The organism is Enterobacter sp. 01-M-03-SI-ECC (genome assembly GCF_047530215.1).
GTDB lineage: Bacteria > Pseudomonadota > Gammaproteobacteria > Enterobacterales > Enterobacteriaceae > Enterobacter > Enterobacter chengduensis.
On sequence record NZ_JBLKDA010000015.1, the window covers coordinates 19,241 to 45,275 of the forward strand.

The following is a 26,035-nucleotide window of genomic DNA, read 5'->3' on the forward strand; positions in this document are numbered from 1 at the left end:
AAAATGGAGAAATCATGGAGAACGCGGCGATGACCCGTTACCCTTAGACTGTAACGATGTCACAAGGATCAATAAGATGAGATTTCTGCTTTTAGCGCTGGCGCTTCCTCTGGCGGCCTGCACCGCAAAGAGTACGCCACCCGATGCGCCGAAACCGCCACACGCGATCGGTATGGCGAACCCGGCTTCCGTGTACTGTCTGGAGAAAGGCGGGGAACAGGTCCCGGTTCAAAGCCCGCAGGGCGTACGCACGGAGTGCAAATTACCGGGCGGCGAAACGATCGATGAATGGACGCTCTATCGTCGGGATCATCCGCAACCCACCAGGTGACAGACGCATAGCGCCTGCGATACACTTCTCTTTAGGATTAATCTTAGCCAGTTTCTGGCGTTCGTTACCGCGAGAGAAGTATGTTTCAGCTAAAACCGGGCAGCATGGCAGTAATCGTGGGTGCCCGCACGGCGTCTGGTCGTCGCAATATTGGTAAATCCGTTGAGCTGTTTGGCCTGTGCCAGCCTGGCCAGCGTTTCGTTAACCCGGTCAACGGCGTGATGACGCAGTTACCGGCCACCGCCGACCGCGCGCTCTGGCTGGTGACGGGTGATGTTCACGCTTTTGACAACCAGCACGGCTTTGCGTTTGTCCGCGCCGAACACCTCATGCCGCTCACCCCGGATGAAGCGCCGCAAATCCGGGATGAGATGACCATCGGCTGATTACAGGTGGCGCAGCCAGTCGGCTAAGACCAGAGCGTGGTTTTGCTCCGTGTTTTTGGCAGCAAAGAGCAGGGTGACGGTCTGCCCTTTTGCCAGCGTCGCCAGTCGCTTTCCCTCATCAGCATGCTGCGCCAGCGCTTCCCGGTAGGCCTTACTGAAGGCGGCGAAATCAATCGTTTCGCTATGAAAGGCCTTGCGTAAGTCATTCGAGGGGGTGAGCGCTTTACACCATTCATCATACGCGAGGTCCGTTTTCTTCACCCCGCGCGGCCACAGCCTGTCCACCAGTACCCGATAGCCGTCGTCCGGGCCTGCCTGCTCGTATACACGCTTGCACTGAATCATGACTCCACCCTCCCAATTTAAGGTATTGTGATAATTGCAAAAGATCGGTAGTCTGAGGTTCCTTATGTTATCTGATAATACTCTGGCATAAGGAACCTTTCATGGAACACCTCCCGGTTAAAACGACGCTGCGCATTGCCCTGGTTGGCGATTACAATCCCGCTGTTACTGCGCATCAGGCGATCCCGTTGGCGATTGACGACGCCGCCGCCGTCCTTGACCTCACCGCCGATTACGACTGGCTTGCCACCACGGAGCTGACAAGCCCCGAAGATCTGGTGGGCTACGATGCCATCTGGCTGGTTCCTGCCAGCCCCTATAAAAACACCGAGGCGGCCTTTATCGCCGCGCGCTACGCCCGTGAAAACAGCATTCCGTTTCTTGGTACCTGCGGCGGGTTCCAGCACGCGCTGATTGAGTATGCCCGCAATGTGCTGGGCTGGGCTGATGCGGCACACGCCGAAACGGATACCGAAGGCACTATGGTGATTGCGCCGCTGACCTGCTCGCTGGTGGAAAAAACCGATGCGGTTGAGCTGCGCAAAAATACGCTGATTGCGAAAGCGTACGGCAAGCCGGAAATTGAAGAGGGGTATCACTGCAACTATGGCGTGTCGCCGGAATTTGCCCAGGCGCTGGAGACAGGCGATATGCATGTGACGGGCTGGGACGACCAGGGGGAAATTCGCGCCGCGGAGCTGGTTACGCACCCGTTCTTCGTCATCACCTTATTCCAGCACGAGCGCGCGGCGCTGGAAGGGCGCCCGGTGGTGCTGGTCCAGGCGATGCTGCGCGCGGCGCGCGATTCATAACGTCATCGCTTTTTTTGCCGGGTGGCACTGCGCTTACCCGGCCTGCATTTAGCGCGGCGCAATCTCCCGGTCTCGCCCGGCCAGCATGCCGCAAATAGCCATTATCACGGCGGCCAGGGCGCAGCCCAGCAGCGGGATCCGCCAGTCTCCGGCGCTGTCGTGAATTTTCCCCATCAGCGGCGGGCCGCAGGCGGCGAGCAGATAACCGATCGACTGCGCCATGCCGGAGAGCGCCGCAGCCTGGTGCGCCGAGCTGGCGCGCAGCCCGATGAACGTCAGGCCGAGGATCATCGTGGCTCCTGTGCCGAAGCCAAACACCAGCGTCCACATCACCGCCATGTCAGGTATAAACCATAGCCCCGCCGCGCTGACTGCGCACATCAGCGCCACCGCTCCGGCAATGACGCGCTGATCTTTCAGACGGTGGAGGATCAGCGGCACGGCCAACCCCGGCACGGCCGTGGCCAGCTGCAACAGCCCGTGCACCGAGCCGGCCTGCGCTTCGCTGTAGCCGTGGCTCAGCAGTATCGCCGGCAGCCAGCCGATGATGACGTAGTAAATCAGCGAGTTAATCCCCAAAAAGAGCGTCACCTGCCAGGCGAGGGCAGAGCGCCAGATCGCGCGGTTATGCAGCGCGCCAGCGCCCGTTACCGTCGCAACGTGCTTTTGTCGCCCCTGCGGCAGCCAGAGCAGCAGCGCGGCCAGCGGAAACGCCATCAGCATCAGCAGCGCGCCATGCCAGCCCGCTTCCCCCTGTGCCAGGGGAACAATCATCGCCGAGCCAAACGCCGCCGAGATGCCCATGGTCAGGGAATAGGCACCGGTGAGCTTCGCCACCTGGCCCGGAAAGTCGCGTTTGATTAAACCGGGCAACAGCACGTTCCCGAAGGCAATACCGCAGCCGACGATCGCCGTTCCGATAAAAAGCAATGCGGCGGAGGGCAGGGAGCGAACGGCGATCCCGATGCAAATCAGCAGCAGGGCGATAAGCAGGCTGCGCTCCATGCCGATACGCCGTGCAACGCCTGCCGCGAGCGGCGAGACGAGGGCGAAAGCCAGCAGGGGCAGGGTGGTCAGCAGGCCGGTTTGCGCCGTGCTTAAGCCATAATCAAGACGAATAGTATCAAGCAGCGGGGCTGCTCCGGTAAAGGTGACGCGAAGCGTGGTGGCAATCATCAGGATGCCTGCAATCAACAGCGCGCCGTGTTTTCCTGAGGTGCGAATAGCAGTAGTCATTATGTTCTCATACGTTCAAGCGAGCGCACACAATACCGAGTTTCCCGGCGGTTGAAATCAGGCTAAAATGACAGTTTATCGCTCATATCGGACAAACTGATGATTGGCCTGGGACTGGACGGCTACGATCCTGATAGCCAGCACGACGCGGCTGCCGCGTTTCGCATCCGCGTGGTGGCGGAAGAACAGTATATTCCCCGACATCAGCACCGTAAGGGGCAGCTGATTCTGGCCCTCGGCGGCGCGATCACCTGCGAAGTGGAAAATGCCATGCTGATGGTGCCGCCCCAGTATGCCGTCTGGATCCCCGGCCAAATGCCGCACAGCAACCGGGCCACGCCGGGCGCGCAGCTCTGCTTTTTGTTCATCGAACCCGGGGCGACAGGCCTGCCCGACCGCTGCTGCACCCTGAAAATCTCGCCTCTCGTGCGGGAGCTGATTTTATCCCTGGCGGAAAAAACGCGTGAGGAGCTCTCTCTTGCGGCCACATCGCGCCTGGTGGACGTCCTGTTTGACGAGCTGCCGCGCCAGCGTCAGGAGCATCTGCAGCTGCCCGTCTCACCCCATCCCAAAATCCGGCTGATGAGCGAGAAGATGGCGGAAGATCCCGCCGCCTGGCAGACGCTGGCGCAGTGGGCAAGCCACTTTGCCATGAGCGAACGCAACCTGGCGCGGCTGGTGGTGAAAGAGACCGGTTTAAGCTTTCGCCGCTGGCGCCATCAGCTACAGCTTATTGTGGCCCTTCAGCATTTGATCGGCGGGAAATCGGTACAGCAGGTGGCCCAGTCGCTGGGCTATGACTCGACCACCGCGTTTATTACCATGTTTAAGAAGGGGCTGGGTCAGACGCCCGCGCGATATATGGCCAGCCTGACTACGACTTCCCAATAAACAGCGAGACAAGGCCTGCCGCAATCAGCGGGCCCACCGGCACCCCGCGAAAGAGCGCCACGCCCAGCACGGTGCCCACCAGCAGACCCGCCACCAGCGAGGGCTGACTGCTCATCAGGGTGACGCCGCGCCCGCCGAGCCACGAGACAAAAATCCCCACCGCAATCGCCACCAGCGATTTCCAGTTTACAAACGAGTGCAGCAGCGTTGAGGCAGGAAGCGTGCCGCTGGCGATGGGCGCCATTACCCCAATGGTTAAGATGATGATCCCGATGGTGAGGCCTTGTTTTTCTATCCACGGGAAAAAGGTGTTAAGCGGGGTCACGCGCACAATAATCAGCACCAGAATCGAGATGGCGACGGTGGTGTTATGGCTGACAAAGCCAAGCGCGGCGAGTGCCAGAAGAATAAGCAGAGTAGGGTCAAACATAGGGAATCCTTGCCAGAATAATGAACCTGTTTACTCTACGCGCAAACGCGGCAGAGAACAGTTTCAAAAAGATTTTATCGTTGTCATAACCTTGTCATTTACGCGGATTAAAACGAAAGCAGATATCGCAAAAGGGTCGCTATCATGAACGATCACATGTTTGTGGAAACGCTGATTATCTCCTCATCGTTTTTCGCTATTGCCGCTATTCTCGTCGCCTCCGTGCTGTTCCTGGAAAGGAACGGCTGACAGGGTAGCCAGCCAGTCCGGTTACGCTTTGTGGAAGGTCACCAGCTCAGGACGGGCGATGCGCAGGTAATCCTGGGTATCCATAATCACGGATTTCTCCAGCAGGCCCGCGTTAAATGCGATCTCGTCGAAGCGCTCGAACAGCAGCGGGTCGGCAACCAGCGCCAAATCAGGATGGAAGCTAAAGGGCGGGATAGCGCCGAAAACGCAGGCGGTCAGGGCATCCACTTCGGCCGGGCTGGCGAGGGAAGCCTTTAGTCCGCCAAAATGGCTGGCCAGCTGGCTCAGGTCAGCCTGCAGATCGGCGGCGAGGATCGCCAGAACGTGTTTTTTTACGCCGTTTCCCTTCACCTTGCACACCAGCGCTTTGGCACCCTGGCGCAGGTCGGTTCCGCGAATTTCACTTACCGCTTCACATTTCCCCACCGCCTCGTGCTCCATAACGCGAAAGCGCGCGCCCTGCTCGGTGAGTAAGGCAATCAGCTGCTGGTGAGTGTCTGTTCCAATAACGTCGTCAGTCATAACGATTTTCCCGGTGATAATTCAGTACGCGTTTGCCTACATTAGCACGGGATGAACGGGGTCGAAAGAAAACAGCCAGCGGGTTCGCTGGCTGTGGGGTTAGGCGTTGCTGGTCGCAGACTGCTTGTGGAACAATTCGATGATTTTTATTTTATTGTTTTATAAGGTTAATTTTTCTTCCCCAAATCATCCCCAAAACATATCCCCAAAACTCATATAACTCCAGCTTATCATTTGGCACTTTCTAAAAGTTATCCATCTCGCTAAATCACAAGTTTGTTCCATTCCAGACCACGATCATCTCCATACATTGTGCTCATCGCTTCAGTTTTATGACCAAGCAAAGTTTTGACATCAATGCCCTGTGCTTTATAGGTTCTAGATGAAAGTGAACGCTGCTCATGAAATGGGGGCAGGGCAATACAATCCTTTGGCCAGTCAATATTTGCTTTATCTCTCGCTTCTTTGAAATACTTAGATATTGTTTTTTCAGGAACGTGAGAACCAGCTTTACCGTAAGCATGATGTTTCACATGGTGTATCAGGTATGGACTCACAACTCGGTCTCGACACTTACTTACTACTTCTGCAAGCGTCATGCCAATAGCATCACACCGTAAATTTAAAGGAATAGCTAACTTCATTCCTGTTTTACTTTGAGTTATATGAAGATGATTATCCCATATATCACTAAACTTCATCGCCACTATGTCACCAATACGTTGACCCGTCACCAAAGCCAATAGCATGGAATTCTGAGCGCATGGTGGCAATGTTCCCGCGCTTTCATAGATTAGCTTCCATTGTTCGATACTGAGCCTGCTTCGCTTGACCTTTGCTATCGGATTTTTAACTGCTAAAGCAGGATTGTAGCCGGGTTCAACCTCCCCAGCATGTTGAGCCTCTTTAAATACGTCGTTAAGTACGCTCCTAATCAGCTGACCCATTCGATGTTTACCTTCAGACTTATATTCATCAATAATTTTTGCGATTAACTTCGTGTCAACATCTTTTAGGCGAACGTTAGGAGCTCTGTCAGCCAGAACTTGAGCACACAACCTCCTAGATTTTACGGTTGGTTTTTTTATTTCTCCGTCACGCATCCTTTCCATCTGAATATCTACGTACCTTTTAATCCAATCTGCAACACGAATTCCTTGTTCTTTCTTTTCGGTAATCTTCATAGCCATATCAATCAGTGCGAAAGATTGACGAGTTTCCTGCTCAGAGGTTATCCGATTCAGCTCAGTTGCAGCGGCCTTTGCTGCCTCTTCATCGGTTCCGAAACCTATAAACGTTCCAGTGACAGGATGGCGATATTGCCAGTAAATTTTTGATGTACGTTTATCCAACTTGCAATAAAGGTTGGGTATTTTAACGTTATGCTTTCTGGGGCGAGCTGCCATTTATTGCTTTCTCCACTAACTGGCGAGCCTTGTCTGATAACGATGATGAAATATCAACATTGCCTACCATGCCAATAAAACGAGCGTCCTCATCAATAACCCAGCGGCGACCTTGCTTTAAAGCTGGTGGAAAAGTTTGCTTGGTCTTGGCTATTTTGTTTAGTGCTGAGTTGCTTAATGGATATTTGAACCCATTAGGACCCGACGCCCACTCTTGTAGTGTTACTAACTGCCCCATACGTTGATCTCCACTTTACCGGCTGCACCCGGCTATCTCTTATAGAAAATGCATGATGAACAACCACCACGGAGCCCATCATTGCAGTTACGACATCTTTTTGTTTCGGTGTAATAGAGCTGGTGGACCATTTCCTTCGGCATGAGAACCGGCATCGGCACGTGGATAACCAGCTTTTTGAGTCTGTCGATTTCACCGGCCAACTCCAGTAGACGGTAGCGACAATCCTCTGCCTCCTCTCGCCACCAAGCTACATCCGCTTTAAGGCGGCGCAAGCGCCGCTGTTTGAGTTTGCTGGCCATGGTTATTTACCTAATATCCATTGGTTACCAGCATGGGCTTGAAACTTAACTGAAGTGTCTGGCAGAAGCAGTTCCTGCACAACCTCGCCGGTTTCGACAAAGTAATAATTGCTGTCAGTTACATTGTTAATAAATAAACCCTGTCGTTCAGCCTCACTAAGCCCACCAATTATTTTCATGACTTTTTTACCAATCGGACGATAGTCAGGCTCTACCCCGGCTAACTTTGCCGCCGCATAGTTATGGTGGCCATCCATTAAAATGGTGTATTGCTTACCACGCAGAACTATTGGGTACACAGAAACGATGAAGCGTTTAAATCTCAATGCACGGTCGACAACTTTTGCTTTATCAAGATAGCGCTGACTGCTAATGAGTTTGCCCTTTATCACGACTTCACCTCCTGCTGCGGTGATGCTGCTATCATCCGGCGATACACATCGTAAGTTCCGAATTGTTCATCACCAGCCTCAAGCATTTCATGGGTGGGTTCTTCTGGCACCAGCACCCAACCATCCGGAATCACCGGAGAGTTGCCATCGGCACCATGAAGCATAGCGGCGCGGCGATTCCATATCTCACGCAACTTATCTCTTGCGTCCTCGTCTGTGTGATATGCGGTGTCGGTTGATATTCCACAAGCGTTGCAAGATATCCAGTTGAGGTTATCGTCATCATAATCAAACTCAGCACGGCCGCCGCAGCATGGGCATGGAAGAAGGCCGTTTTCATCAGGCACAGATACCGGCGCTGGCGGGGCGGTGTATAACGGCTGACAAGAACCTTCAAAACACGACCTGTCAGAGCGAATGATTTTTTCGCCTGTATCAGCATCTTTAACCATCCATGCCACAGCCTCCGCTTCGAGCGATGCCAGCGCGATACGCGCCAGCTCACGCACAACTTCCGGCGGCGCGTAACGGTCATTCAGGGCATCCCACAGATGGAGCATGTTGTCGCTCTCAGGGTGAACATCCTCGTTAGTTCCGGCCAGCGTGGTAATAACCGCATCGGCTGCATCAATGATTTTCTGCGCCTGCTCTTTGGTAATAGTGCTCATGGGCTTTCCTTCAGCCATCTCTTCATCGGTTTCCCATAAAACGCGCGCCTGACCCTCACAGACTTGAATCACACCCCCACGACCGCAGGAGTTGCACTTAACGGCATCGTCATCCCACAAGCCACTTTCGTTTCCACGAGCTGTTTTGACTGTGTGTGATTTATTTCCGCAACGGCATTTGTTGAGCCAGCCGATAGTGAACGTTTTCATGATGCCTCTCCTTTACCGGCTGCGGCGACCTTTAGGCCAGCAGTTGCTAGCGCCGCCAACACATCCTCGCGTGAATACCAATCCCCATCCGGGGAAGGCGTTGGACACATTTCAACTTCGTAGCGCTCGGGTAATGTCACCTTCCGCGCCTCAAGCTCAGCAATCCGCTTCTCTGCGGCTTCCAGCGCCTTGACCAACTCATCTACGGTTCCGGCTGCTTGGCGCGCGTAATCCGTGATTGCCAGCTCGCATTCAACCTCAGTGCCGTTTTCGTTGGAGTGGCAAATAGCAAAGTAGTCTGAGTCAATTTCGTTATCAGCCAAATGCCTCAGCGTGTCGGCAACAAGTACACCGTTTTCAATCAGCAGCTCTGTCGCACGTTTGTCGATGTTGCTCATCGGGTGACCCCTTCTGTCCGTGTGCGAAAAGTAGAGACAAAACCAGCGGCGCCAGCAGCACCAATTCGCAACTCTGGTGTTGTGCTGGTCTGGGATAATTCGGTGAACCGAGCTTCTAGCTCATCAACCAGCTCATTTCTCGCCTGCGCCCGCACTTCAGCCAGGAAAGTGTTAGTTGTAGGGGTTTTGAATGAGTCAATAACAGCTTGCACACCTGCTCGCGTAGCTTCCTCTGGAGTGGCGCCATTCTCAATTGCCTTATCAGCGGCAGAGCCGCCAACTTCATCAGCGTTCATCCACACGTCAACTGACTTCAGTCCCGCATTCTCCGCTGCCAGCGCAGCAGCATCATCACGAACCTTACGCAGTTCCATAACGGCAACCTGAACAGCATAGGCGAACATAGCGGTGGGACGGTCACCCGATTTCTCACTATCGCGCTGCATATTGACTGCAATAGTCATCAGTTCATCCAGTTGTTCGCCGGTCATTGGTTTATTGGCTGTCATGATTATTTTCCTGCTTCAGTTTGTGTTGCTTAACGAAGTGGGCCACAGCCTTTGACTGGCTGGCGGCAATGGTTTTGTCACCCATGTCCAGCCAAACTGTTTTTCCGCGGTACAGTGAGGCCCGACCAATGTCTTTACCATCGAGCATCACATACAGAGTTCGTCCGCGAATTTCAGTGGTCGGGACTGGCTGAGACAAGCGATACGTTTCACGCGCTTCAGCAATGGCTTTGTGCTCGTCGATAATTGCCAGCGCTTCAGCTAGCGCCACACCTTCAAGAGTGAAAACACCTTCATCACTGATTGCAGCCTGAGCCATAAGCTCAACGAAACGGCGCGCGTTCTTGATGCTTGGTTCTGGGGCGATAGAACTGCGGGTAACTTTCGATTTCCCTTGGGCAGCAGCGACTGCTTTGTCATGCTGGAGAACCTCACCCGCCTGTTCGCCATACTCGCGAACGCGGTCCACAGCAACGTCAACAGATACGGCACCGGATTTAACTTCCCGCTGCACATCATGGTTTGCTGTGCTGAGGAGTAATAACTTCTCTACGGTGGCCAAAGACTTATTAACCAGCTTTGCTATCTCGCTGGTGGTCTGGTTGAAGGCGTTATGTAGCTCCTGAATAACAGCTGCCTGTTCCATATCGGAGAGCGGGAGTTGATTGTTGCTGGTCATGATGCGCGCCAGGCGCTGCACATCGTTACCGTTGAACGGCATGATATGGATTCGGTCTACTGGCTTGCCAGCTTCAGCGCAGCGTGCGTAGCAGCGGCGACGGCGGTGACCTTCAACAACCCACACTCCACCTTCATCACGAGCGATAACTTCCAGCGGTGGAACTGATCCGCCGCTCATCAGGTAGTTGAACAGGTCATCATCAGCCTGGCGGGTGCGTTCATCATCTTCACGCTTGTTGAAACCTTCACGAACGTGGATATCGGAAAGAGCGATAAACATCCCCGTATCGGTGCGCTTAATTACACCGGCCTTGGTCATTTGCTTGAATGAGTTAGCCATCAGTTTGAGCCCTTACCGATAATGTCTTTAAACTCGTGAATTGTTACTGCACCTTCTTCTGGATAATCAGCAGAGGAAATATGAAGTCCATATTTCCAACCATCGTCGAGGTTGACTTCACCAACCCAAAGAATGCCGGATGTGAAATCGCCATAGTTTTTACCGCCATCACCGCACTGGGAGCAGATCGATTCGATATCTTCTTCATCAAGATACATTTGTTCAGGAACCAACCTCCATCCATCAGGAATGGCCGTCGAGCGAACCTCATTCAACACAACTTCTGTTGCCGGTGACTCAATACAAGCTATGATCGCTTTCATTCCTGCGAGTAGCGCAGCCTCTTCTGTTTCGCCGTTACCATCAGCGATAGCGACTGCGGCATTGCCAGTGTCAGAATGTTTAAGCCAGTTTTCAGGTGTGCGTAGAGCAAGATTTTCAGCGGCAAGATTGCGGCGCTGTTCCATTGCCTCACAAAGTGCAACGCTGGTTTGGTCCAGACGGTTTGCCAACTCATTCATTATCTGGGCCGAAGCGGTAGGGAGGTAAACCGCAGCTTTCCGAGCGAGAGCAACAAGCGTCTCTCTGGTCATGCGTGGTTGTAACTCGGTGACGTTCTGTGTGTTCGTCATGGATAGTTTCTCCGTGTTATAAGCGCTCTGCACAGCGCTAAATTTTGGTTGCACGAATCCCTCGCCAGGTGGCGACAAAAAATAAATGGGTTTCGTTTTAGTAAGCACCCAACCAGGGCACTTAGTGAAACGGGCGGCTGCCACCGCCAGTTAGCTTCTCCACAATTGGGAGCGCGTTCTCCTGAGGTTGATTTAACGACTGAGGCCTCTCAAGGAACCGGCTGAACGCGCTTTCAGTTGTGTAAAAGGGGCGGTCGACATTAAGGACATTCACAACTGCCGACCGCCAAGACTACACACAGCATCTGGTACAGCTACTACGGGTTTACCACGGTCCTAACGTGATGTGGTTGTGATGCCGGAGCCGCTCTCCGGTTCGGCAAAGCTATGCTTACCAGGCTTTATTCACCACAACTGGAAGCGCACTCCGCCAGTTAACAAACCGATCCCCATCAGTGAAAGAGGAATGCGCTTTCATGTTATGTGCCGGGATTCCACCGGCTCCCATCTGTTTTTTAAGCCACTCAGATATCGTCTGGGCTGTCACCTGATCGCCACGCTGGTGAAGCGTCTCTGGCTGTCGTACTTGCCTGGCTTGCACATTCCGGCTACCCGCTGGATCGGGATACTGTCTAAGGAATCCCCAGACCGCTGCGGCACATGTGCCATATACCGTATTGCTAACTACCACACCGGCGCAGGTAACTTTCAGTACCCATGGTGTGATTTAAATGTACCTTTAGTTACCTTTGTGGTCAAGTGACGAATGTACTTTTTGTTACCGTGAGGGGTGAAAAAAAAGCCAGAAGGATATCTGGCATTTGAAATGAAGAACTTAGATGTTCTGAGTTATCTGAACCACTTTCCCAACAATTCGGCAGTTACCGTCTATCGGGATAGGTTTGAATGCAGGGTTAAGTGGCATCAAGTATGAGAATGGACTATCCCATACCAGCTTTTTAACAGTCGCCTCAGCTGAACCGTCAAGTATTGCTACTACAATTTTTCCGTAAAGGTCATCAAGTTGGCCATAATGAGGTTCAACAATGACGATCGACCCTTCAGGTATGGATGGCAGACCGTGAGGGTTGGTCATAGACTCCCCACGAACTACCAATCCGAAAACTTCATCAGAAACGTTTGCAGTGGTTTGCGTCCATGAAATCACATCAGAAAGCCTTGAGCATGCATAAGTATCAGTCCACATACCGGCCTGAACGGCGGAGATAATAGGAACTGCAGTTGGGGGCTTGAGAAACGGAATAACTTTGGTATCGTCCTGCGTTTCCTCACCATGACCGTAAAGAATCCATTCTGGAGTTGTCTGCAACGCCATTGCCAACTGGTGGAGGTTTTCACCATCAGGTTTGGTCGTACCACTCTCCCATTTAGTTACGGAAACACGGCTTACTCCTAAGCGTTTAGCCAGGGTCTGCTGTGTTATGTCGAGCTGTACTCGACGGGATCTTATACGGTCTTTCATCTCTGTTTTCATGTAACCAATGTTACATTGATTCCTTGTAACTGTTGTTTGCTATTTGATGTACCTTTTGTTACCTTTAAGGCGTGAGTTAACCAGGAGGAACCATGCGTAAATCAGAAGTTATTGAACACTTCGGCGGCGTATCAAAAACCGCGAGTGTTCTTGGGATTTCCCACCCGGCAGTTTGCCGATGGGGTGAAGTTATCCCTCAAAAGCAAGCTTTTGTCATCGAGCGAATTACGAAAGGAAAGCTTAAGTACGATGCCAGCCTTTACCAAAAGGCTACAGATTCAGCTGCTTGAAAGTAACTACAAAAGGAAAAACAACATGGTAGAGCCAAGCCTGAAAGAAGTAGTGAAAGCGATGTGCAAAGCGTATCCCGGTGGCCGTGAGGCAATGGCCGGTGCTCTTGGCATGTCAGTAACGCAGTTCAACAACAACCTGTACGAGAAGAATGGCTGTCGCTTCTTCGAAGTGAATGAGCTGGAGGCGATGGAGGACATTTCAAACACGTCTCTCCTGGCAGATTACTTTGCACGTCGTCGCGGCGCATTGCTGGTGGATGTTCCTCATCTGGAAGACCTGGACCGTGTCGACTTGTTTGATCGTGCTATGCGTACATCAGCTGCTCGCGGACGCGTCGATACCGTTATTCAGAAAGCACTGGAAGACGGAGTGATAGAACCCCATGAAGCGGAAGAAATTAACGAGTATCACCGGCGTCATCTTGCTGCGCGTGAAGAAGAAATCCGCGCGATTGTCGCGCTGTTTAGCCGTAAGCAAAGCCAAAAAAAGTGACGCCCGCGAGTGTGCAGCTCCGGGCGTCTTGGCGTGTCGTATTCAGTGGAGAAACTAACGCATGAACAGTTTAAACCGATTGAGACCAGCGAAGCAATTCAGATGCCTTCCACTTGTGGGAAAAGATTCCCCGTTCGGCTATGTGGAGAGATTAAACGACCAGGCTGGCGTGAACAACTACCAGCCTGAGAACGCGATGGTAGAGGCATTTGCTCAGATGAACGAGAAGGGGCGTGAGGAATGGCTGAAGTTAACCGGCGATTCAAAGACCACTACGGCGTCCCGGTCCATGTCATCAGATGGGAGCCACAGACTCGACGCGTTATATACCTTCGCGAAGGGTACGATCATGAGTGCTTCAGCCCTCTTGAGCAATTCCAGCGTAAATTTACAGAGTTAAAGGACGACCATGAGCCTGTTGATGCCATCCCGGCCAATAGTGATAAACCCTGATCTTGCGTACAGCATTGGCCTCAACGAGGCCATTGCGTTGCAGCAGGTTAACTACTGGCTTAAAGAAACCACCTCCGGACTGGAGCGTGACGGCGTGCGCTGGATTTACAACACCACTGAGCAGTGGCTGGAGCAGTTCCCGTTCTGGTCAGAGTCTACGCTGAAGCGCACATTCACTCGCCTGAAGAACCTCGGAGTTCTCAAAGTTGAGCAGCTGAACAAGTCTCAGCGCGACATGACGAACTACTACACGATCAACTACGAAAGCGAGCTTTTAGATGAGGTCAAAGTGACCAAATCGAAGAGTTCAAAATGCACTCTTCCATCAGGTCAAAATGAACCGATGGAAGAGGTCAAAGTGAAACGCTCCAACGGGTCAAAACGAACCGCTCTCATCAGGTCAAAATGCACTGATGTTCTTACAGAGAATACAACAGAGAATACTACAGATATTAAAAAACCTATTTGTCCGGTTGCCTCGCAACCAGACCGTGATGTGCTTATCACCGATCAGGCTAAACAGGTTTTAACCCATCTGAACCAGGTGACTAACTCGCGCTATCAGGTTTCGACCACCTCGTTGCAAAACATTCGTGCCCGAATCGGGGAAGGTTATACCGTTGAAGAGTTATCGCTGGTGGTGGACTACTGCAACGCCAAGTGGAGCGAAGACCTGACGATGTCTGCCTACCTTCGCCCCCAGACTCTTTTCCAGCCAACAAAGTTTCCTGGCTATCTGAAGTCAGCCAACAGCTGGGCCAAAGCAGGGCGTCCACCTCGTATTAACGGAGAGTGGGCACGAGAAGATGGCGTTTTCCGCTCCAGCTTCCAGAACACTGACTACAGCAAAGTCCCGGCAGGTTTCAGAGGAGCAAATTCATGATGAAATTAACGCCGCGTCAGAGTGATGTTCTTGATGCCATCGTGCTTTACAAGGACCGAACCGGTTTCCCGCCGACTATTCTGGAGCTTGCTGAATTAATTGGCTGTGCATCACCGAACGCTGCTGCTGAGCATGTGAAGGCGCTAAAGAAAAAAGGTTACCTCTCTATTGCTCCTGGCGCTGCCAGGGGCATTACCGTCGTCAAAACGGAATTGGATGCTGATCCGGTAGCGATCATCAAAGGCCTGCTTTCCGGTGGAGACATGGCCAGAGATAACGCGGTGGAATGGCTGAAAAAGCAGGGAGTGACTTTATGAAACTGGTGCTCCCGTTCCCTCCTAGCGTAAACACCTACTGGCGAGCCCCGAACAAGGGGCCGTTAAAAGGCCGCCATCTTATCAGTGAGAAAGGCAGGGCATATCAGAGTGCGGCATGCGCAGCGATCATTGAGCAGCTGCGTTGCCTTCCAAAACCATCATCGTCACCAGCTGCGGTGGAGATACTTCTCTTTCCGCCAGATGCACGCCGCCGCGATATCGACAATTACAACAAGGCTCTGTTTGACGCACTTACTCACGCTGGCATCTGGGAGGATGACAGTCAGGTGCAGCGAATGCTGGTGGAGTGGGGCCCTAAAGTTCCGGGTGGCAGGGTTGAAATAGCGATCACTAAACATCAACCAGCGGTAGGAGTAATAGGGTGAGAGCCATACTGACACCTGAAGTTGCGCCAATGTCCGGAGTGGTGCTGTTTCGGCCAGGAAATGAGTTGCTGTGGTTGTTTCGTCGCGGCCGGGTGGTTATTGAAACGCCATCTGAAGCTATCCAGCATCTGCCATCTGGTCTGATTCCTGAAGCTTACCAGCCACTGACAGATGATGTCAGCATGCAGGAACTTTTCCTGAACGATCGGGTTATTCTGCGTGCTGGTGGGCTTAGCAGTCTTGATGCCTGGCTGGAAAGAAAATTCGAATGTCAGTGGTCCCACAATGAATGGCACTCAAAGGACTTTACGGTGATGCGTCACGCCCCTGGAAGCATTCGCCTTTGCTGGGGCTGTGATAACCAGTTGCGTGAACAAACCACTGAAAGACTGGCGGGAATTGCCATGCAGAACCTGGTAAAATGGCTGCTCGAAAGGGTGAATATTATGCTGGGCTTTAATGCAGACCATACCCTGACTCTGCCAGAGTTCTGCTGGTGGATGGTACGTAACGATCTGGCCGACCTTATTCCTGAATCAGTGGCCAATAAAGCCCTCAGGATTAAGCCTGAATCGCATAGCTCAGTGATGCGGGAAAGTGAGATTGTTCCGTCATTACCGGCGACTGAAATCCTCCAGGAGAAAGTTAAGAAGATAGTCTCGGTGAAGGTCGATCCTGAATCACCGGAATCTTTCATGCTGAGGCCAAAGCGCCGCCGCTGGGAGAACGATAAGTACACCCGCTGGGTTAAGTCGCAGAAGTGCAGTTGCTGCAATAACCCGGCAGACGACCCCCACCACCTGATAGGCCACGGGCAGGGTGGAATGGGTACCAAAGCGCATGACCTGTTTGTGATACCGCTGTGCAGAGCGCATCACGATGAGTTGCACGCTGATCCTGTGGCATTTGAAGCGAAGCACGGCGACCAGTTGGTGCTGTTGTTTCGGTTTTTAGATCGTGCGCTGGAAATCGGCGTACTGGCGTAAGTGGAGACGCAACATGATCAATCCTTCAGAAGTTGGCAAATCCGGCGAGATGGTTCGCCTTCGCACTCTCGAAAGCATCTGGGTACAGGGAAAGCTCCGCATGTGGGGCCGCTGGTCGTACATCGGTGGGGGCTCAGGTGGGAACATGTTCAACCAGTTGCTTGCATCCGGAAAAATCACCAAGACCGCAATCAACGATGCGCTGCGCCGTATGAAGAAATCCGGCATCACTAAACCTGAGCTGGAAGCGTACCTGCGCGAAATCCTCGACAGCAAAAACAAAAGTGGACTGGCGTTCTGCTCTGATGAAGAAGGGCTGAAGGTGGATGGTGTTATTGCTTCAGTCCTCATGAATGACGACTACCGATCCCTCTATGGTGTCATCGTTGACCGTCACCGGCTACGCAAGAGCAAGCTACAGATGGCGAACGAGCTCAATGCAAAACACCCTGACTGGACCTTGATCACATGCCGCCGCCGCATAGACACGTGGGTAAGTTTGGCAGAATCGATCCTGTACGCTCCACTTTGTGACGCGTTTGGCACAAATACCGACAGATTTAAGTTGCAGGGTGAGCAAGAAAGTGCTTAAATTGTGGTAGGCTCGGGACGGTAAAGCGTACTGAGCAACAAAGGAAAATATAAACCCGCCAGCAGTGCGGGTTTTTTTGTGAGCGCGTTGATTGAATGCTTTCGCCAACAAGTACTACAATCGCTTGGTAAAAATACTCAGGAGCGAGCGAATGTACATTCTTGAGCTAATCCAGCCTGGAGATTGTCTTGGTTGTCAAGACAGGGACTTAGCAGCAAAACTTGAAAATTTGTTATGGCACCTCGAATCGGCGTTCTGTGATGCCAATATTGCATTAAATTTTTTTCTTTTAGAGTTTTCAAATGGCCCATCCAAAATTACATCTGAGCAATATCGCCAGGAATTAGAAGAACGTAAGATAATACACCACCAAGTTTGCAAAGAGTTGGGCGATCAGACACATGCAAACTATGACAAAATACGGTTCGAAGTTGATCGGCGTTTCAAAACAGAAAAGTGGAAAAATGGTGAACTTCCTAAAAGCCATCAACATCGAATAAAGTTCTTACATGCAAGAAGCTTTCTTTATGCACTAGATAATATTGATAAGTTTCTGAAGGTTCTTGCCAATTCAGATGGAGCACCACAGCGAATAGCGGAACTTCATTTACAACTGAAGAGTGACTTCCCTGATTTAACAGGTGTGAGAAACACTTCCCATCATATGGAAGATAGAGCTCGTGGCCTTGACGCTCAAAAGGTACCACAACCCCTAAAATTAAAACCAGTTAATGCCGATTTTATCGTTGGTTCTCAGGGGGATTTGATTTTGGATAATCTACATGGTTCAAAATATGGCTGCACTATGGCAAATGGGTACTATGGAGTAGTCGATGTTTCTCTCGATTCGTTATTAAAAGTGCAATCAATAATGCAAAATGTGTTTGATGCTTTTGAATGGGTTGGCTCCAGACATCACCTCCCAAGATAACATTCATAGATAGAATCTGCGAGGCTGCCTACGGGCGGCCTTTTGTTTCCCCTCGTTCCGAAATGACTCTCGGCGATGATTCATTGACTATGTGAATGAATTTGCCGTAACTTATTCTTGTGGTGAATCCTTTCTAAGCGAGAGGGCGTTCCAGTCAACTGCTATCTGCAGGTATGCGCGCGTCTTTGCTGACTGGGGTAGAGTCACCGGGAGGCACCCGGCACCATGACAACAACAATAAGATATTCAAACTCCTTGAGAGCCTGCCATAAACCGCAGGCTTTTTTTTATGGTTTTGCAAACTGCTGCTACGCTTTGAGTTGTGGGAAGTAACTGAGTGCTCTTCGGTTCTCCTTAGCCAATAGTGAATCAGCCGATACAGCTTCACTTCTGAGCATAGGTCCTACTCACACCTACCTTACAAATAGTCAACTCATTAGCCCGCTATAAAAAGCGGGCTTTTTTTATTTCAGGATGACTCCAGTACCGCACTTTGCTGGACTACGCCACGGCCATATACAGCAGGTTTATCAATGACTTAGGCGAGTTCAACATATGCCGGTGCTTTCTGAAACTTGACCCGGCTTCCCTTCTACTGGCTCCTACGAGGCTCCTGGGAATCGGGTCTTTCCGAGGAGTCATCATGGCTAAGATCAAGCTCACCAAGTCCGCAGTAGATGCGGCACAACCCCAAGCGCAAGCCATCGAGCTGCGCGACACCCTTGTTCCCGGCTTCCTGTGCAAGATTACGCCGGTCGGTCGCAAGGTGTTCATGCTCCAGTACCGAACGAACGCCGGCGAGCGACGCAAGCCGGCCCTGGGCCTGTTCGGCGAGCTGACCGTTGAACAGGCCCGCTCGCTGGCGCAGGAATGGCTGGCCCAGGTGCGCCGGGGCGGCGATCCGGCAGCGGACAAGGCCGAGGCACGCCAGGCACCCACCGTTGAGGAGTTATGCAAGAAGTTCATGGAGGACTACTCCAAGAAGCGCAACAAGCCCAGCACCCGAGTCGGCTATCAAGGCGTCATCGACCGCTGCATCATCCCGCTGCTGGGCCGCAAGAAGGTTCACGACGTGAAGCGGCCGGACGTTGCCGGGCTGATGGAGAAGCTTTCATACAAGCAGACCGAGGCGAACAAGGCGTTCAGCATCCTGCGCAAGATGTTCAACATGGCGGAGGTGTGGGGCTATCGGCCAGACGGCACCAATCCTTGCCGCCATGTCCCGATGTTCCCTGCCGGCAAGTCCACCCATCTCATCAGCGACGACGACATGGGCAAGCTGTTCCGGCAGCTCGACAAGATCGAGGTCGAAGGGCTTGAGAACTACGTCATCCCTCTGGCGATTCGCCTGCAATTCGAGTTCGCCGCCCGCCGCTCCGAAATCGTCACGCTCGAATGGGAATGGGTCGATCTGGAGAATCGGCGCGTCGTCTGGCCCGACAGCAAGACCGGAGGCATGTCCAAGCCCATGAGCGAGGAAGCCTACCGGCTGCTTTCGACGGCACCGAGACAGGAAGGTAATCCCTATGTGCTGCCGTCGCCACGCCATCCGGCGCAGCACCTGACCACAGGCGAATATTACGGCGGCTGGTGCCGCGCGCTCAAGGCGGCGGGCGCGACGCACGTGGGGACGCATGGCATCCGCCATCGCTCTGCGACCGACATTGCCAATTCAGGTATCCCGGTCAAGGTCGGCATGGCGCTGACGGCGCACAAGACCGTCGTGATGTTCATGCGCTATGTCCACACCGAGGACGATCCGGTGCGCGAGGCGGCTGAACTGGTGGCAAACCGGCGCAAGGCGATTACCGGCGCCAAGCAGCCTCCTGCGGAGGCGACAGCATGACCAGGCGCCGGTCATCTGTGGCATCGCCCGTAGCGCCGTCGGCGCTGCTGGGCGACATTCGGGCACTGATCGAGGCGGCGCGTAAGCACGCCGCCTCGACGGTGAATAGCGAGCTGACGATGCTCTACTGGCACATCGGCCAGCGCATCCACACGCAGGTCTTGGACGGGCGCCGGGGCGCTTATGGCAAGGAAGTCCTGCCTACCCTGGCGGCGCAGTTGGTGAAGGAGTACGGCAGCAGCTTTGCCGAGCAGAATCTGCGCCGTATGGTGCAGTTCGCGGCCACCTTCCCCGACGAGCAGATTCTCGTATCACTGATACGAGAATTGAGCTGGACGCACTTCATCGCCCTGATCCCGCTGAAAGACCCACTCCAGCGGGACTACTACGCGCAGATGGCGAGCGCCGAACGCTGGAGCGTGCGGACGCTGCGCGAGCGCATCGACTCGATGCTGTACGAGCGCACGGCGCTGTCCCAGAAGCCGGGCGAGACGATCGCGCAGGAACTGGCGACGATGCGCGATGCGCAGCGCATGTCGCCCGCCCTGGTCATGCGCGACCCATACATCCTCGACTTCCTGGGACTGCGGGACACATGGCAGGAAGGCGACTTGGAGGCGGCGATCATCCGCGAAATGGAATCCTTCCTGCTGGAGCTGGGCGCGGGTTTCAGCTTCGTGGCCCGACAGAAGCGCATCCCGATTGACGACGATGATTTCCACCTTGACCTGCTGTTTTACAACCGCAAGCTGCGGCGGCTGGTGGCGATGGAGTTGAAGGTAGGTGACTTCAAGGCGGCCTACAAAGGGCAGATGGAGCTTTACCTTCGGTGGCTCGACAAGCACGAACGGGAGCCGGAGGAAGCCTCGCCGCTCGGGATCATCCTTTGCACCGGCAAGAAGCGCGAGCAGATCGAATTGCTGGAGCTGGACAAGTCGGGTATCCACGTTGCCGAGTATCTGACCGCCTTGCCGCCGAGGGGCGTGCTGGTGGAGCGGCTGCAACAGGCAACGCAGCGGGCGCAGTTGCAGATCGAGCAGCGCAAGACCGACAACGAGTAGTCCTGTCCCAAGCAGTCGGGCGTCCCGGCGTGCCGCCGTCGGGTTCGCGGGCTGCGCCCCGCGCTTCGTGCCGAATCGCGGCCATCCGGCTTTGACCCCTGACGCCTCCGGCCCTCTCGGGCCTGCGTGCTCCGCTTGCCCCAAAAGCCGACTGTGTGCAGTGGGCGGGTGTGGGCGGTCTTGCTGTTCCCTTCACCGTATCACGGCGTTCTCGCCGTCAAGGGCGGCGCGTGCCATGCACGCTTGCGTCCTGGCGGCCGTCTGCGACCCCTGACTGCTTGCGCTGCGCCGTGCTGGCCACGGTTCCGGGCAATTCCGCCCGAGCAACCGGAGCACGATCATGTCGCAACTGTCCTTTTCCTCGTTCGATGCCTCGCTGATGGTGCGCGATGCACAGGGCCGCTACCTGCTGGCGACGGCCGACCAAATTCTGGAGGCCGCACGCCAGGCCATCGAGTACAAGATGCAGCGCGGTGCGTCGTTCAGTTCGCCGGTGGCGGTCAAGGAGTACCTGAGCGCCAAGTTGGCTGGTTTCGAGCATGAAGTCTTCGCTGTGCTGTTCTTGGATACGCAGCATCGCCTGATCGAATACAGCGAGCTTTTCCGAGGCACCATCGACAGTGCATCGGTGTATCCACGCGAGCTGGTCAAGGAGGCGCTGCGGCTCAATGCGGCAGCGGTCATCGTTTCGCACAACCATCCGAGCGGCAACCCCGAACCGAGCGGCGCCGACAAGGTACTGACCCAGCGGCTCAGGGAGGCGCTGGCGCTGGTGGATGTCCGCACGCTGGATCACATCATCGTGGCGGGTGGCAGCACCATATCCTTCGCCGAACGCGGTCTGATTTGACCGAGGGGGCTTCGGCCCCCTTTTTGCTGCGATGGCGGCTCTCAGATCGCTGCTTGATTGACGCGCCGGCTCAGGGCTTCGGCGCTTTCCTTGCGTTCGCTGTAGCGATCTACCAGATATGGCGCCACGTCGCGCGTGAGCAGCGTGAACTTCATCAGCTCTTCCATCACATCCACGATGCGGTCGTAATAGGCCGAGGGTTTCATGCGTCCCGCTTCATCGAACTCCTGGTATGCCTTGGCGACCGAAGACTGATTTGGGACGGTCAGCATCCGCATCCAGCGGCCCAACACGCGCATCTGGTTAACGGCGTTGAAGGACTGCGATCCACCCGACACCTGCATCACCGCCAACGTCTTGCCCTGTGTCGGGCGCACCGCGCCGACCGACAGAGGAATCCAGTCGATTTGGGTCTTCATCAAGCCGGTCATGGCACCGTGGCGCTCGGGCGAACTCCACACCATGCTTTCGGCCCATTGCACCAGTTCGTGCAGTTCCCTGACCTTTGGGTGATCGTGAGGCGCGTCATCCACCAACGGCAGGCCCGAGGGGTTGAACATCCGTGTCTCACCGCCGAGCGCGCTCAGGATGCGTGCCGCTTCTTCGGCAGCCAGGCGGCTGAACGAGCGTTCGCGCAGCGAGCCGTAAAGCAGCAGGAAGCGCGGCGCGTGGGTGGCACGCTCGGGTGCCATCAACCGCTGGGCATCGGGTTGCTGGAACAGCGCGGTGTCGATATTGGGTAGGTCGATTCTGGATTCAGACACGGCGGCCTTCCGCATTCACGACGTCTTCGCCGTCTTCCTTGCTGAATGCACCGCGCTGCGGCTGGGGCAGGATGCCCAGCACCGCTTCCGAAGGTCTGCACAGCAGTGTGCCCAGCGGCGTGACCACGATGGGGCGGTTGATGAGGATGGGGTGCTGGAGCATGAAGTCGATTAAATGTTCGTCGCTCCATTTGGAGTCATCCAGGCCCAATTCCGCATAAGGTGTGCCTTTCTCGCGCAGCACCGCACGCACTGGCACGCCCATCGCGGCGATCAGCGTTTTCAGCGTCTCGCGGTCGGGCGGTGTTTTCAAGTATTCGATGATGGTCGGCTCTTCGCCGCTGTTGCGAATCAAGCCCAGCACGTTGCGCGACGTACCGCAGTCGGGGTTGTGATAGATGGTGATCTGGCTCATGCCATTGCCTCGGTTCAGGGATTCGTGGGGTTGGCGGAATACATGCTGGCGCCCTTGAGCCGCCACCGGCGGCCCAACCGCAAGGCGACATGCACCAATAGGATGAGCACCGGCACTTCCACCAGCGGCCCGATCACCGTGGTGAAGGCGACAGGCGAAGCCAGGCCGAACGACGCGATAGCCACGGCGATGGCCAGCTCGAAGTTGTTGCCTGCGGCAGTGAAGGCGATGGCGGTGGTGCGTGGGTAGTCGGCCTGGATCAGCCGGCCCATGAAGAAACTGATGAGGAACTGGATCACGAAGTAGAGTGTCAGCGGCACGGCAATCTTTAGCGCGTCCATCGGCAGGCGCACCACGTCGGCACCTTTGAGGCTAAACATGGCCACGATGGTGAACAGTAGCGCCGCCAGCGTGATGGGGCTGATCCGCGGCAGGAATGCACGCTCGTACCAGTCCTGGCCCTTGCGTCGAATCAGCGAGCGCCGGGTCAGGTAGCCGGCCAGGAACGGGATGCCCAGGTAAATCAGTACCGCCTCGGTGATCGTCCAAAAGCCCACGTCGATGACGCTGCCTTGCAGGCCGAACACAGGCGGCAGCACCGACAGGAAGAACCAGGCGTAGGTCGAGAAGAACAGGATCTGGAAGATCGAATTGAAGGCGACCAGGCCCGCGACGTACTGGTTATCACCACGCGCCAACTGGTTCCACACAAGCACCATAGCGATGCAGCGTGCCAGTCCAATCAGGATCAGGCCGGTCATGTATTCCGGCTGGTCGCGTAGGAAAATCACCGCCAGCACGAACATCAGCACCGGCCCGATGATCCAGTTCTGCACCAGTGACAGCAGCAGCACGCGCCGGTCGGCGAAGACCTCGTGTAGCGTCTCGTAGCGCACCTTGGCCAGCGGCGGGTACATCATCAGGATCAGGCCGATGGCGATCGGGACGTTGGTCGTGCCGATCGAGAGCGCATTGAGCGCATCGGGCAAGCCGTCGAAGAACGTGCCCAATGCAACACCCAGCGCCATCGCGGCGAAAATCCAGACGGTGAGATAGCGATCCAGGAAGGACAGGCGCGATGGCGTGTTCAGCATCGAATGCCCGCTTTGGGGACTGTCGTGATTCATGAGGTTTTCCTGTTTGCCAAAGCCCGCAGACGCTCCACTCCCACCGGCTCTTCGGTCAGAAGCGGCACGACAGCATGGCGTCGGGCATGTTGTGTGGCCACGGCGTCGATTTCCCGCAACTCGTTGCGTGCGCGCTGGCGCAGCAGCGGGGAATGCGGATGTGCGGCCGCCACGCTGTTGTTAACGATCCAGGCCCACGGCTCGATGCCCGCGCGGCGCAGGTCGTCTTGCAGGTTGGCCGCTTCCAGCACGGGCGTGGTTTCGGCCAGGGTGACAATGAGCACCTTGGTCTGCTTCGGGTCTTGCAACTGCATCATCGGCGTCGTGAAGTGAACGCCCGTCTCACCCATCTGCCGGGCGATGTCGCGGTGGTATGCGCCGGTGGCGTCGAGCAGCAGCAAGGTGTGGCCCGTGGGCGCGGTGTCCATCACCACGAACTTTCTGCCCCCTTCGCGGATGGCACGGGAGAATGCCTGGAACACCGCGATTTCCTCGGTGCAGGGCGAGCGCAGGTCTTCTTCCAGCAAGGCGCGGCCTTCGGCATCGAGCTGCGCGCCCTTGGTGTCCATCACATGCTGGCGATAGCGTGTCGTGGCTTCCTGGGGGTCGATGCGGCTGAGAGCCAGATTGGGAAGCGAACCTTCCAGCGTGTCGGCCAGATGCGCAGCCGGGTCGGAGGTGGTCAGATGCACGGGCAGGCCCCGGCCCGCCAGCTCCACGGCAATGGCGGCGGCCAGCGTGGTCTTGCCCACGCCGCCTTTGCCCATCACCATGACCAGACCGTGCCCATCGGCAGCGACTTCATCGACCAGGGCGGACAAGTCCGGTGCATTGATCTGGTCGGGCAGCTCGATGGCATCGGCGCCATACGTGGCGTCGGTATCGACCAGCAGGTGGCGCAGAGCGTCGAGGCCCACGAGGTTGAACGGCTTGAGCGCGATCTGATCCCGAGGCAACGCCTGGAGGACAGACGGAATGGCGGCCAGCGTAGCCTGCTCTTTTTCGTAGATGGCAGCGGCAAGCGTATCGGTTTCGGCCTCACCGGCAGGGAATACGCCGTTGATGACCAGGTGTTGCTGCGACAGGCCGATAGCGGCCAGTTCTTCATGGGTGCGGGCCGCCTCGCGCAGCGTGGGGCGCTGCGCACGGGCAACCAGCACTAGACGAGTGCGTAAGGGATCGGCCAACGCCTCTACCGCAGCCTTGTACTGACTGCGCTGTTTTTCCAGGCCCGCCAGCGGTCCCAAGCACGACGCATCGCCTTTGCCTGCTTCCAGAAAGCCACTCCATGCGCCCGGCAGTTGCAGCAGGCGGATGGTGTGGCCGGTAGGGGCTGTGTCGAAAATGATGTGCGCGTAATCCTGCGTCAGCGCCGCATCGGTCAGCAGGGCCGTGAACTCATCGAAGGCGGCGATTTCCGTGGTGCAGGCACCCGACAGGGATTCTTCGATGCCATCCACTACCGCATCGGGCAACACGCCTCGCACTGGGCCGACTATGCGGTCACGGTACGCTTGCGCGGCTGCCTGCGGGTCGATTTCCAGTGCCCATAGATTCGGCACGGCGGCAATCGTCGTGATGTGGTTTCCGATGCGTTCGCCGAAAACCTGCCCCACGTTGGAAGCCGGGTCGGTACTGACGAGCAGGACACGCTTGCCCTGGGTCGCCAGTTGCACGGCCGTTGCGCAGGCGATGGAGGTTTTGCCGACGCCCCCTTTGCCGGTGAAAAACAGGAAGCGAGGCGGCTGGGTCAGGAAGTGCATGGGATCTCCTTGTTCAGCAGCAGCGGCCGCCAGAGCAGCAGGCGTTTTGGGCTGGCGAGGCTTCGGGCGCCTCGATGCCTGCCAAGCGGGTCAATTCGCTTCGGCTGGGGTAGCGGCCGGCCAAGGCCACCTCACCATCGACCAGAACCAGGGGCAGCGCCTCTTGGCCCGAGCGTTGTAAAAAGCCTTTCACTGTCGGGTTTTCGGCGAAAGCGAGGGGTTGCTGTGCCAGGTTGAAGCGTTCGACCTGAGCACCGTTTTGCTTGGCCCAATCCACATCGGCGGCGAAGTTCACCAAGTTTTGATCCACTTCAACGCCACATACGCCGGTGCTGCAACATAGCGCCGGGTCGAAAATCTGGATGTTTGGCATGGGGTGTCCTTTCAAATTGGTTGTTGATG

Annotated in this window: 35 protein-coding genes and 2 pseudogenes; 17 read left to right on the forward strand and 20 right to left on the reverse strand. The window is 55.2% G+C overall.

What is annotated here, in order from left to right; all coding sequences use genetic code 11:
• Window positions 1-76 precede the first annotated feature (76 nt).
• Together ACMWKK_RS14510 and ACMWKK_RS14515 are read left to right on the forward strand one after the other, a co-directional pair.
• The gene (locus tag ACMWKK_RS14510) at window positions 77-331 is read left to right on the forward strand and encodes a DUF333 domain-containing protein (protein WP_045327006.1); all 255 of its coding nucleotides are present in this window, start codon (window positions 77-79) and stop codon (window positions 329-331) included.
• A gap of 80 nt (window positions 332-411) precedes the next feature.
• Window positions 412-717, forward strand: coding sequence for a periplasmic protein (locus ACMWKK_RS14515; RefSeq protein ID WP_045327007.1), 306 nt, complete (start codon window positions 412-414; stop codon window positions 715-717).
• Here the strand turns inward: ACMWKK_RS14515 and ACMWKK_RS14520 are convergent, their stop codons facing one another.
• Window positions 718-1,062: a DUF488 domain-containing protein gene (locus ACMWKK_RS14520; protein ID WP_045327008.1), complete on the reverse strand. Its 345-nt coding sequence runs from the start codon at window positions 1,060-1,062 to the stop codon at window positions 718-720.
• Window positions 1,063-1,163: 101 nt separating this feature from the next.
• Between ACMWKK_RS14520 and ACMWKK_RS14525 the strand changes: the two genes are divergently transcribed.
• Entirely contained in the window at window positions 1,164-1,874 is a 711-nt protein-coding gene (locus tag ACMWKK_RS14525; protein ID WP_112780767.1) for a CTP synthase, read from the forward strand.
• A gap of 48 nt (window positions 1,875-1,922) precedes the next feature.
• Here the strand turns inward: ACMWKK_RS14525 and ACMWKK_RS14530 are convergent, their stop codons facing one another.
• Complete coding sequence (locus ACMWKK_RS14530; RefSeq protein ID WP_112780766.1) at window positions 1,923-3,110, reverse strand: CynX/NimT family MFS transporter; 1,188 nt, start codon at window positions 3,108-3,110, stop codon at window positions 1,923-1,925.
• A 99-nt stretch (window positions 3,111-3,209) separates the two neighbouring features.
• Between ACMWKK_RS14530 and ACMWKK_RS14535 the strand changes: the two genes are divergently transcribed.
• Window positions 3,210-4,001, forward strand: a complete 792-nt coding sequence (locus tag ACMWKK_RS14535; RefSeq protein WP_112780765.1) for an AraC family transcriptional regulator — start codon at window positions 3,210-3,212, stop codon at window positions 3,999-4,001.
• Here the strand turns inward: ACMWKK_RS14535 and ACMWKK_RS14540 are convergent.
• The gene (locus tag ACMWKK_RS14540) at window positions 3,985-4,431 is read right to left on the reverse strand and encodes a DUF441 domain-containing protein (protein ID WP_024908579.1); all 447 of its coding nucleotides are present in this window, start codon (window positions 4,429-4,431) and stop codon (window positions 3,985-3,987) included. The genes ACMWKK_RS14535 and ACMWKK_RS14540 overlap by 17 nt on opposite strands.
• 144 nt (window positions 4,432-4,575) lie before the next feature.
• On the opposite strand from ACMWKK_RS14540, the gene yoaI reads away from it, so the two are divergent.
• Complete coding sequence (gene yoaI, locus ACMWKK_RS14545; RefSeq protein WP_088475353.1) at window positions 4,576-4,680, forward strand: small membrane protein YoaI; 105 nt, start codon at window positions 4,576-4,578, stop codon at window positions 4,678-4,680.
• A 21-nt stretch (window positions 4,681-4,701) separates the two neighbouring features.
• On the opposite strand, the gene ACMWKK_RS14550 is transcribed toward yoaI, so the two are convergent.
• The 12 genes and pseudogenes from ACMWKK_RS14550 to ACMWKK_RS14605 all read right to left on the reverse strand — a co-directional run bounded on the left by ACMWKK_RS14550 (window position 4,702) and on the right by ACMWKK_RS14605 (window position 12,473).
• On the reverse strand, window positions 4,702-5,202 hold the full coding sequence (locus tag ACMWKK_RS14550) for a YbaK/prolyl-tRNA synthetase associated domain-containing protein (protein WP_045327012.1): 501 nt from the start codon (window positions 5,200-5,202) through the stop codon (window positions 4,702-4,704).
• A 263-nt stretch (window positions 5,203-5,465) separates the two neighbouring features.
• Window positions 5,466-6,608: a phage integrase Arm DNA-binding domain-containing protein gene (locus ACMWKK_RS14555; protein WP_406542824.1), complete on the reverse strand. Its 1,143-nt coding sequence runs from the start codon at window positions 6,606-6,608 to the stop codon at window positions 5,466-5,468.
• The gene (locus ACMWKK_RS14560; RefSeq protein ID WP_406542825.1) at window positions 6,583-6,846 is read right to left on the reverse strand and encodes an excisionase; all 264 of its coding nucleotides are present in this window, start codon (window positions 6,844-6,846) and stop codon (window positions 6,583-6,585) included. Before ACMWKK_RS14560 ends, ACMWKK_RS14555 begins: the two co-directional genes overlap by 26 nt.
• A 32-nt stretch (window positions 6,847-6,878) precedes the next feature.
• Entirely contained in the window at window positions 6,879-7,148 is a 270-nt protein-coding gene (locus tag ACMWKK_RS14565; protein ID WP_406542826.1) for a hypothetical protein, read from the reverse strand.
• Between the two features lie 2 nt (window positions 7,149-7,150).
• Entirely contained in the window at window positions 7,151-7,540 is a 390-nt protein-coding gene (locus ACMWKK_RS14570; RefSeq protein ID WP_032636972.1) for a hypothetical protein, read from the reverse strand.
• Complete coding sequence (locus ACMWKK_RS14575; protein WP_406542849.1) at window positions 7,537-7,992, reverse strand: Lar family restriction alleviation protein; 456 nt, start codon at window positions 7,990-7,992, stop codon at window positions 7,537-7,539. The genes ACMWKK_RS14570 and ACMWKK_RS14575 overlap by 4 nt, the downstream gene beginning before the upstream one ends.
• A 12-nt stretch (window positions 7,993-8,004) precedes the next feature.
• Window positions 8,005-8,208: pseudogene (locus ACMWKK_RS14580) on the reverse strand (hypothetical protein); the annotation flags it as partial.
• Window positions 8,209-8,414: 206 nt separating this feature from the next.
• Window positions 8,415-8,789, reverse strand: a pseudogene (locus ACMWKK_RS14585) (ead/Ea22-like family protein); the annotation flags it as partial.
• A gap of 23 nt (window positions 8,790-8,812) precedes the next feature.
• The gene (locus ACMWKK_RS14590) at window positions 8,813-9,325 is read right to left on the reverse strand and encodes a hypothetical protein (protein WP_406542827.1); all 513 of its coding nucleotides are present in this window, start codon (window positions 9,323-9,325) and stop codon (window positions 8,813-8,815) included.
• Window positions 9,312-10,346 (reverse strand): chromosome partitioning protein ParB, encoded by a 1,035-nt coding sequence (locus tag ACMWKK_RS14595; protein WP_406542828.1) that lies wholly within the window; start codon window positions 10,344-10,346, stop codon window positions 9,312-9,314. The genes ACMWKK_RS14590 and ACMWKK_RS14595 overlap by 14 nt, the downstream gene beginning before the upstream one ends.
• On the reverse strand, window positions 10,346-10,978 hold the full coding sequence (locus ACMWKK_RS14600; RefSeq protein WP_406542829.1) for a hypothetical protein: 633 nt from the start codon (window positions 10,976-10,978) through the stop codon (window positions 10,346-10,348). Before ACMWKK_RS14600 ends, ACMWKK_RS14595 begins: the two co-directional genes overlap by 1 nt.
• Window positions 10,979-11,813: 835 nt before the next feature.
• Window positions 11,814-12,473 carry a LexA family protein gene (locus tag ACMWKK_RS14605; protein WP_406542830.1) on the reverse strand — a complete coding sequence of 220 codons (660 nt, stop codon included), beginning with the start codon at window positions 12,471-12,473 and terminating at the stop codon, window positions 11,814-11,816.
• A gap of 92 nt (window positions 12,474-12,565) precedes the next feature.
• Here ACMWKK_RS14605 and ACMWKK_RS14610 point away from each other — a divergent pair, with 92 nt between their 5' ends.
• From ACMWKK_RS14610 to radC, 12 genes are all read left to right on the forward strand, one after another.
• Window positions 12,566-12,763, forward strand: coding sequence for a Cro/CI family transcriptional regulator (locus tag ACMWKK_RS14610; RefSeq protein WP_016530206.1), 198 nt, complete (start codon window positions 12,566-12,568; stop codon window positions 12,761-12,763).
• 25 nt (window positions 12,764-12,788) lie between these two features.
• Complete coding sequence (locus ACMWKK_RS14615) at window positions 12,789-13,259, forward strand: YmfL family putative regulatory protein (protein ID WP_049015358.1); 471 nt, start codon at window positions 12,789-12,791, stop codon at window positions 13,257-13,259.
• Between the two features lie 240 nt (window positions 13,260-13,499).
• Entirely contained in the window at window positions 13,500-13,712 is a 213-nt protein-coding gene (locus tag ACMWKK_RS14620) for a DUF4222 domain-containing protein (protein WP_071994430.1), read from the forward strand.
• Window positions 13,669-14,595 (forward strand): conserved phage C-terminal domain-containing protein, encoded by a 927-nt coding sequence (locus tag ACMWKK_RS14625; protein ID WP_406542831.1) that lies wholly within the window; start codon window positions 13,669-13,671, stop codon window positions 14,593-14,595. Before ACMWKK_RS14620 ends, ACMWKK_RS14625 begins: the two co-directional genes overlap by 44 nt.
• Window positions 14,592-14,912, forward strand: coding sequence for a LexA family transcriptional regulator (locus tag ACMWKK_RS14630; protein ID WP_406542832.1), 321 nt, complete (start codon window positions 14,592-14,594; stop codon window positions 14,910-14,912). Before ACMWKK_RS14625 ends, ACMWKK_RS14630 begins: the two co-directional genes overlap by 4 nt.
• Window positions 14,909-15,298, forward strand: coding sequence for a RusA family crossover junction endodeoxyribonuclease (locus ACMWKK_RS14635; protein WP_047174705.1), 390 nt, complete (start codon window positions 14,909-14,911; stop codon window positions 15,296-15,298). Before ACMWKK_RS14630 ends, ACMWKK_RS14635 begins: the two co-directional genes overlap by 4 nt.
• Window positions 15,295-16,284, forward strand: a complete 990-nt coding sequence (locus ACMWKK_RS14640; RefSeq protein ID WP_406542833.1) for a DUF968 domain-containing protein — start codon at window positions 15,295-15,297, stop codon at window positions 16,282-16,284. The genes ACMWKK_RS14635 and ACMWKK_RS14640 overlap by 4 nt, the downstream gene beginning before the upstream one ends.
• 13 nt (window positions 16,285-16,297) lie before the next feature.
• The gene (locus ACMWKK_RS14645) at window positions 16,298-16,876 is read left to right on the forward strand and encodes a DUF1133 family protein (RefSeq protein WP_077064557.1); all 579 of its coding nucleotides are present in this window, start codon (window positions 16,298-16,300) and stop codon (window positions 16,874-16,876) included.
• A 151-nt stretch (window positions 16,877-17,027) separates the two neighbouring features.
• Window positions 17,028-17,807, forward strand: a complete 780-nt coding sequence (locus ACMWKK_RS14650; RefSeq protein ID WP_406542834.1) for a hypothetical protein — start codon at window positions 17,028-17,030, stop codon at window positions 17,805-17,807.
• A 643-nt stretch (window positions 17,808-18,450) separates the two neighbouring features.
• Entirely contained in the window at window positions 18,451-19,653 is a 1,203-nt protein-coding gene (locus tag ACMWKK_RS14655) for a tyrosine-type recombinase/integrase (protein WP_039492445.1), read from the forward strand.
• Complete coding sequence (locus ACMWKK_RS14660) at window positions 19,650-20,714, forward strand: PDDEXK nuclease domain-containing protein (RefSeq protein ID WP_041106932.1); 1,065 nt, start codon at window positions 19,650-19,652, stop codon at window positions 20,712-20,714. Before ACMWKK_RS14655 ends, ACMWKK_RS14660 begins: the two co-directional genes overlap by 4 nt.
• 340 nt (window positions 20,715-21,054) lie before the next feature.
• The gene (radC, locus tag ACMWKK_RS14665; protein WP_008643200.1) at window positions 21,055-21,564 is read left to right on the forward strand and encodes a RadC family protein; all 510 of its coding nucleotides are present in this window, start codon (window positions 21,055-21,057) and stop codon (window positions 21,562-21,564) included.
• Between the two features lie 41 nt (window positions 21,565-21,605).
• Here the strand turns inward: radC and arsH are convergent, their stop codons facing one another.
• From arsH to arsD, 5 genes are read right to left on the reverse strand one after another with little or no spacing between them, the layout of a single operon-like run.
• Window positions 21,606-22,328, reverse strand: a complete 723-nt coding sequence (gene arsH, locus ACMWKK_RS14670) for an arsenical resistance protein ArsH (RefSeq protein ID WP_031668144.1) — start codon at window positions 22,326-22,328, stop codon at window positions 21,606-21,608.
• Window positions 22,321-22,743: an arsenate reductase (glutaredoxin) gene (arsC, locus tag ACMWKK_RS14675; protein ID WP_406542835.1), complete on the reverse strand. Its 423-nt coding sequence runs from the start codon at window positions 22,741-22,743 to the stop codon at window positions 22,321-22,323. The genes arsH and arsC overlap by 8 nt, the downstream gene beginning before the upstream one ends.
• Before the next feature lie 14 nt (window positions 22,744-22,757).
• Window positions 22,758-23,837: an ACR3 family arsenite efflux transporter gene (gene arsB / locus ACMWKK_RS14680; protein ID WP_021204056.1), complete on the reverse strand. Its 1,080-nt coding sequence runs from the start codon at window positions 23,835-23,837 to the stop codon at window positions 22,758-22,760.
• Between the two features lie 29 nt (window positions 23,838-23,866).
• Window positions 23,867-25,633: an arsenical pump-driving ATPase gene (gene arsA, locus ACMWKK_RS14685; RefSeq protein ID WP_041106937.1), complete on the reverse strand. Its 1,767-nt coding sequence runs from the start codon at window positions 25,631-25,633 to the stop codon at window positions 23,867-23,869.
• A gap of 13 nt (window positions 25,634-25,646) precedes the next feature.
• A complete protein-coding gene (arsD, locus tag ACMWKK_RS14690; protein ID WP_041106939.1) occupies window positions 25,647-26,006 on the reverse strand; it encodes an arsenite efflux transporter metallochaperone ArsD in 360 nt (119 codons plus the stop codon).
• Window positions 26,007-26,035 lie beyond the last annotated feature (29 nt).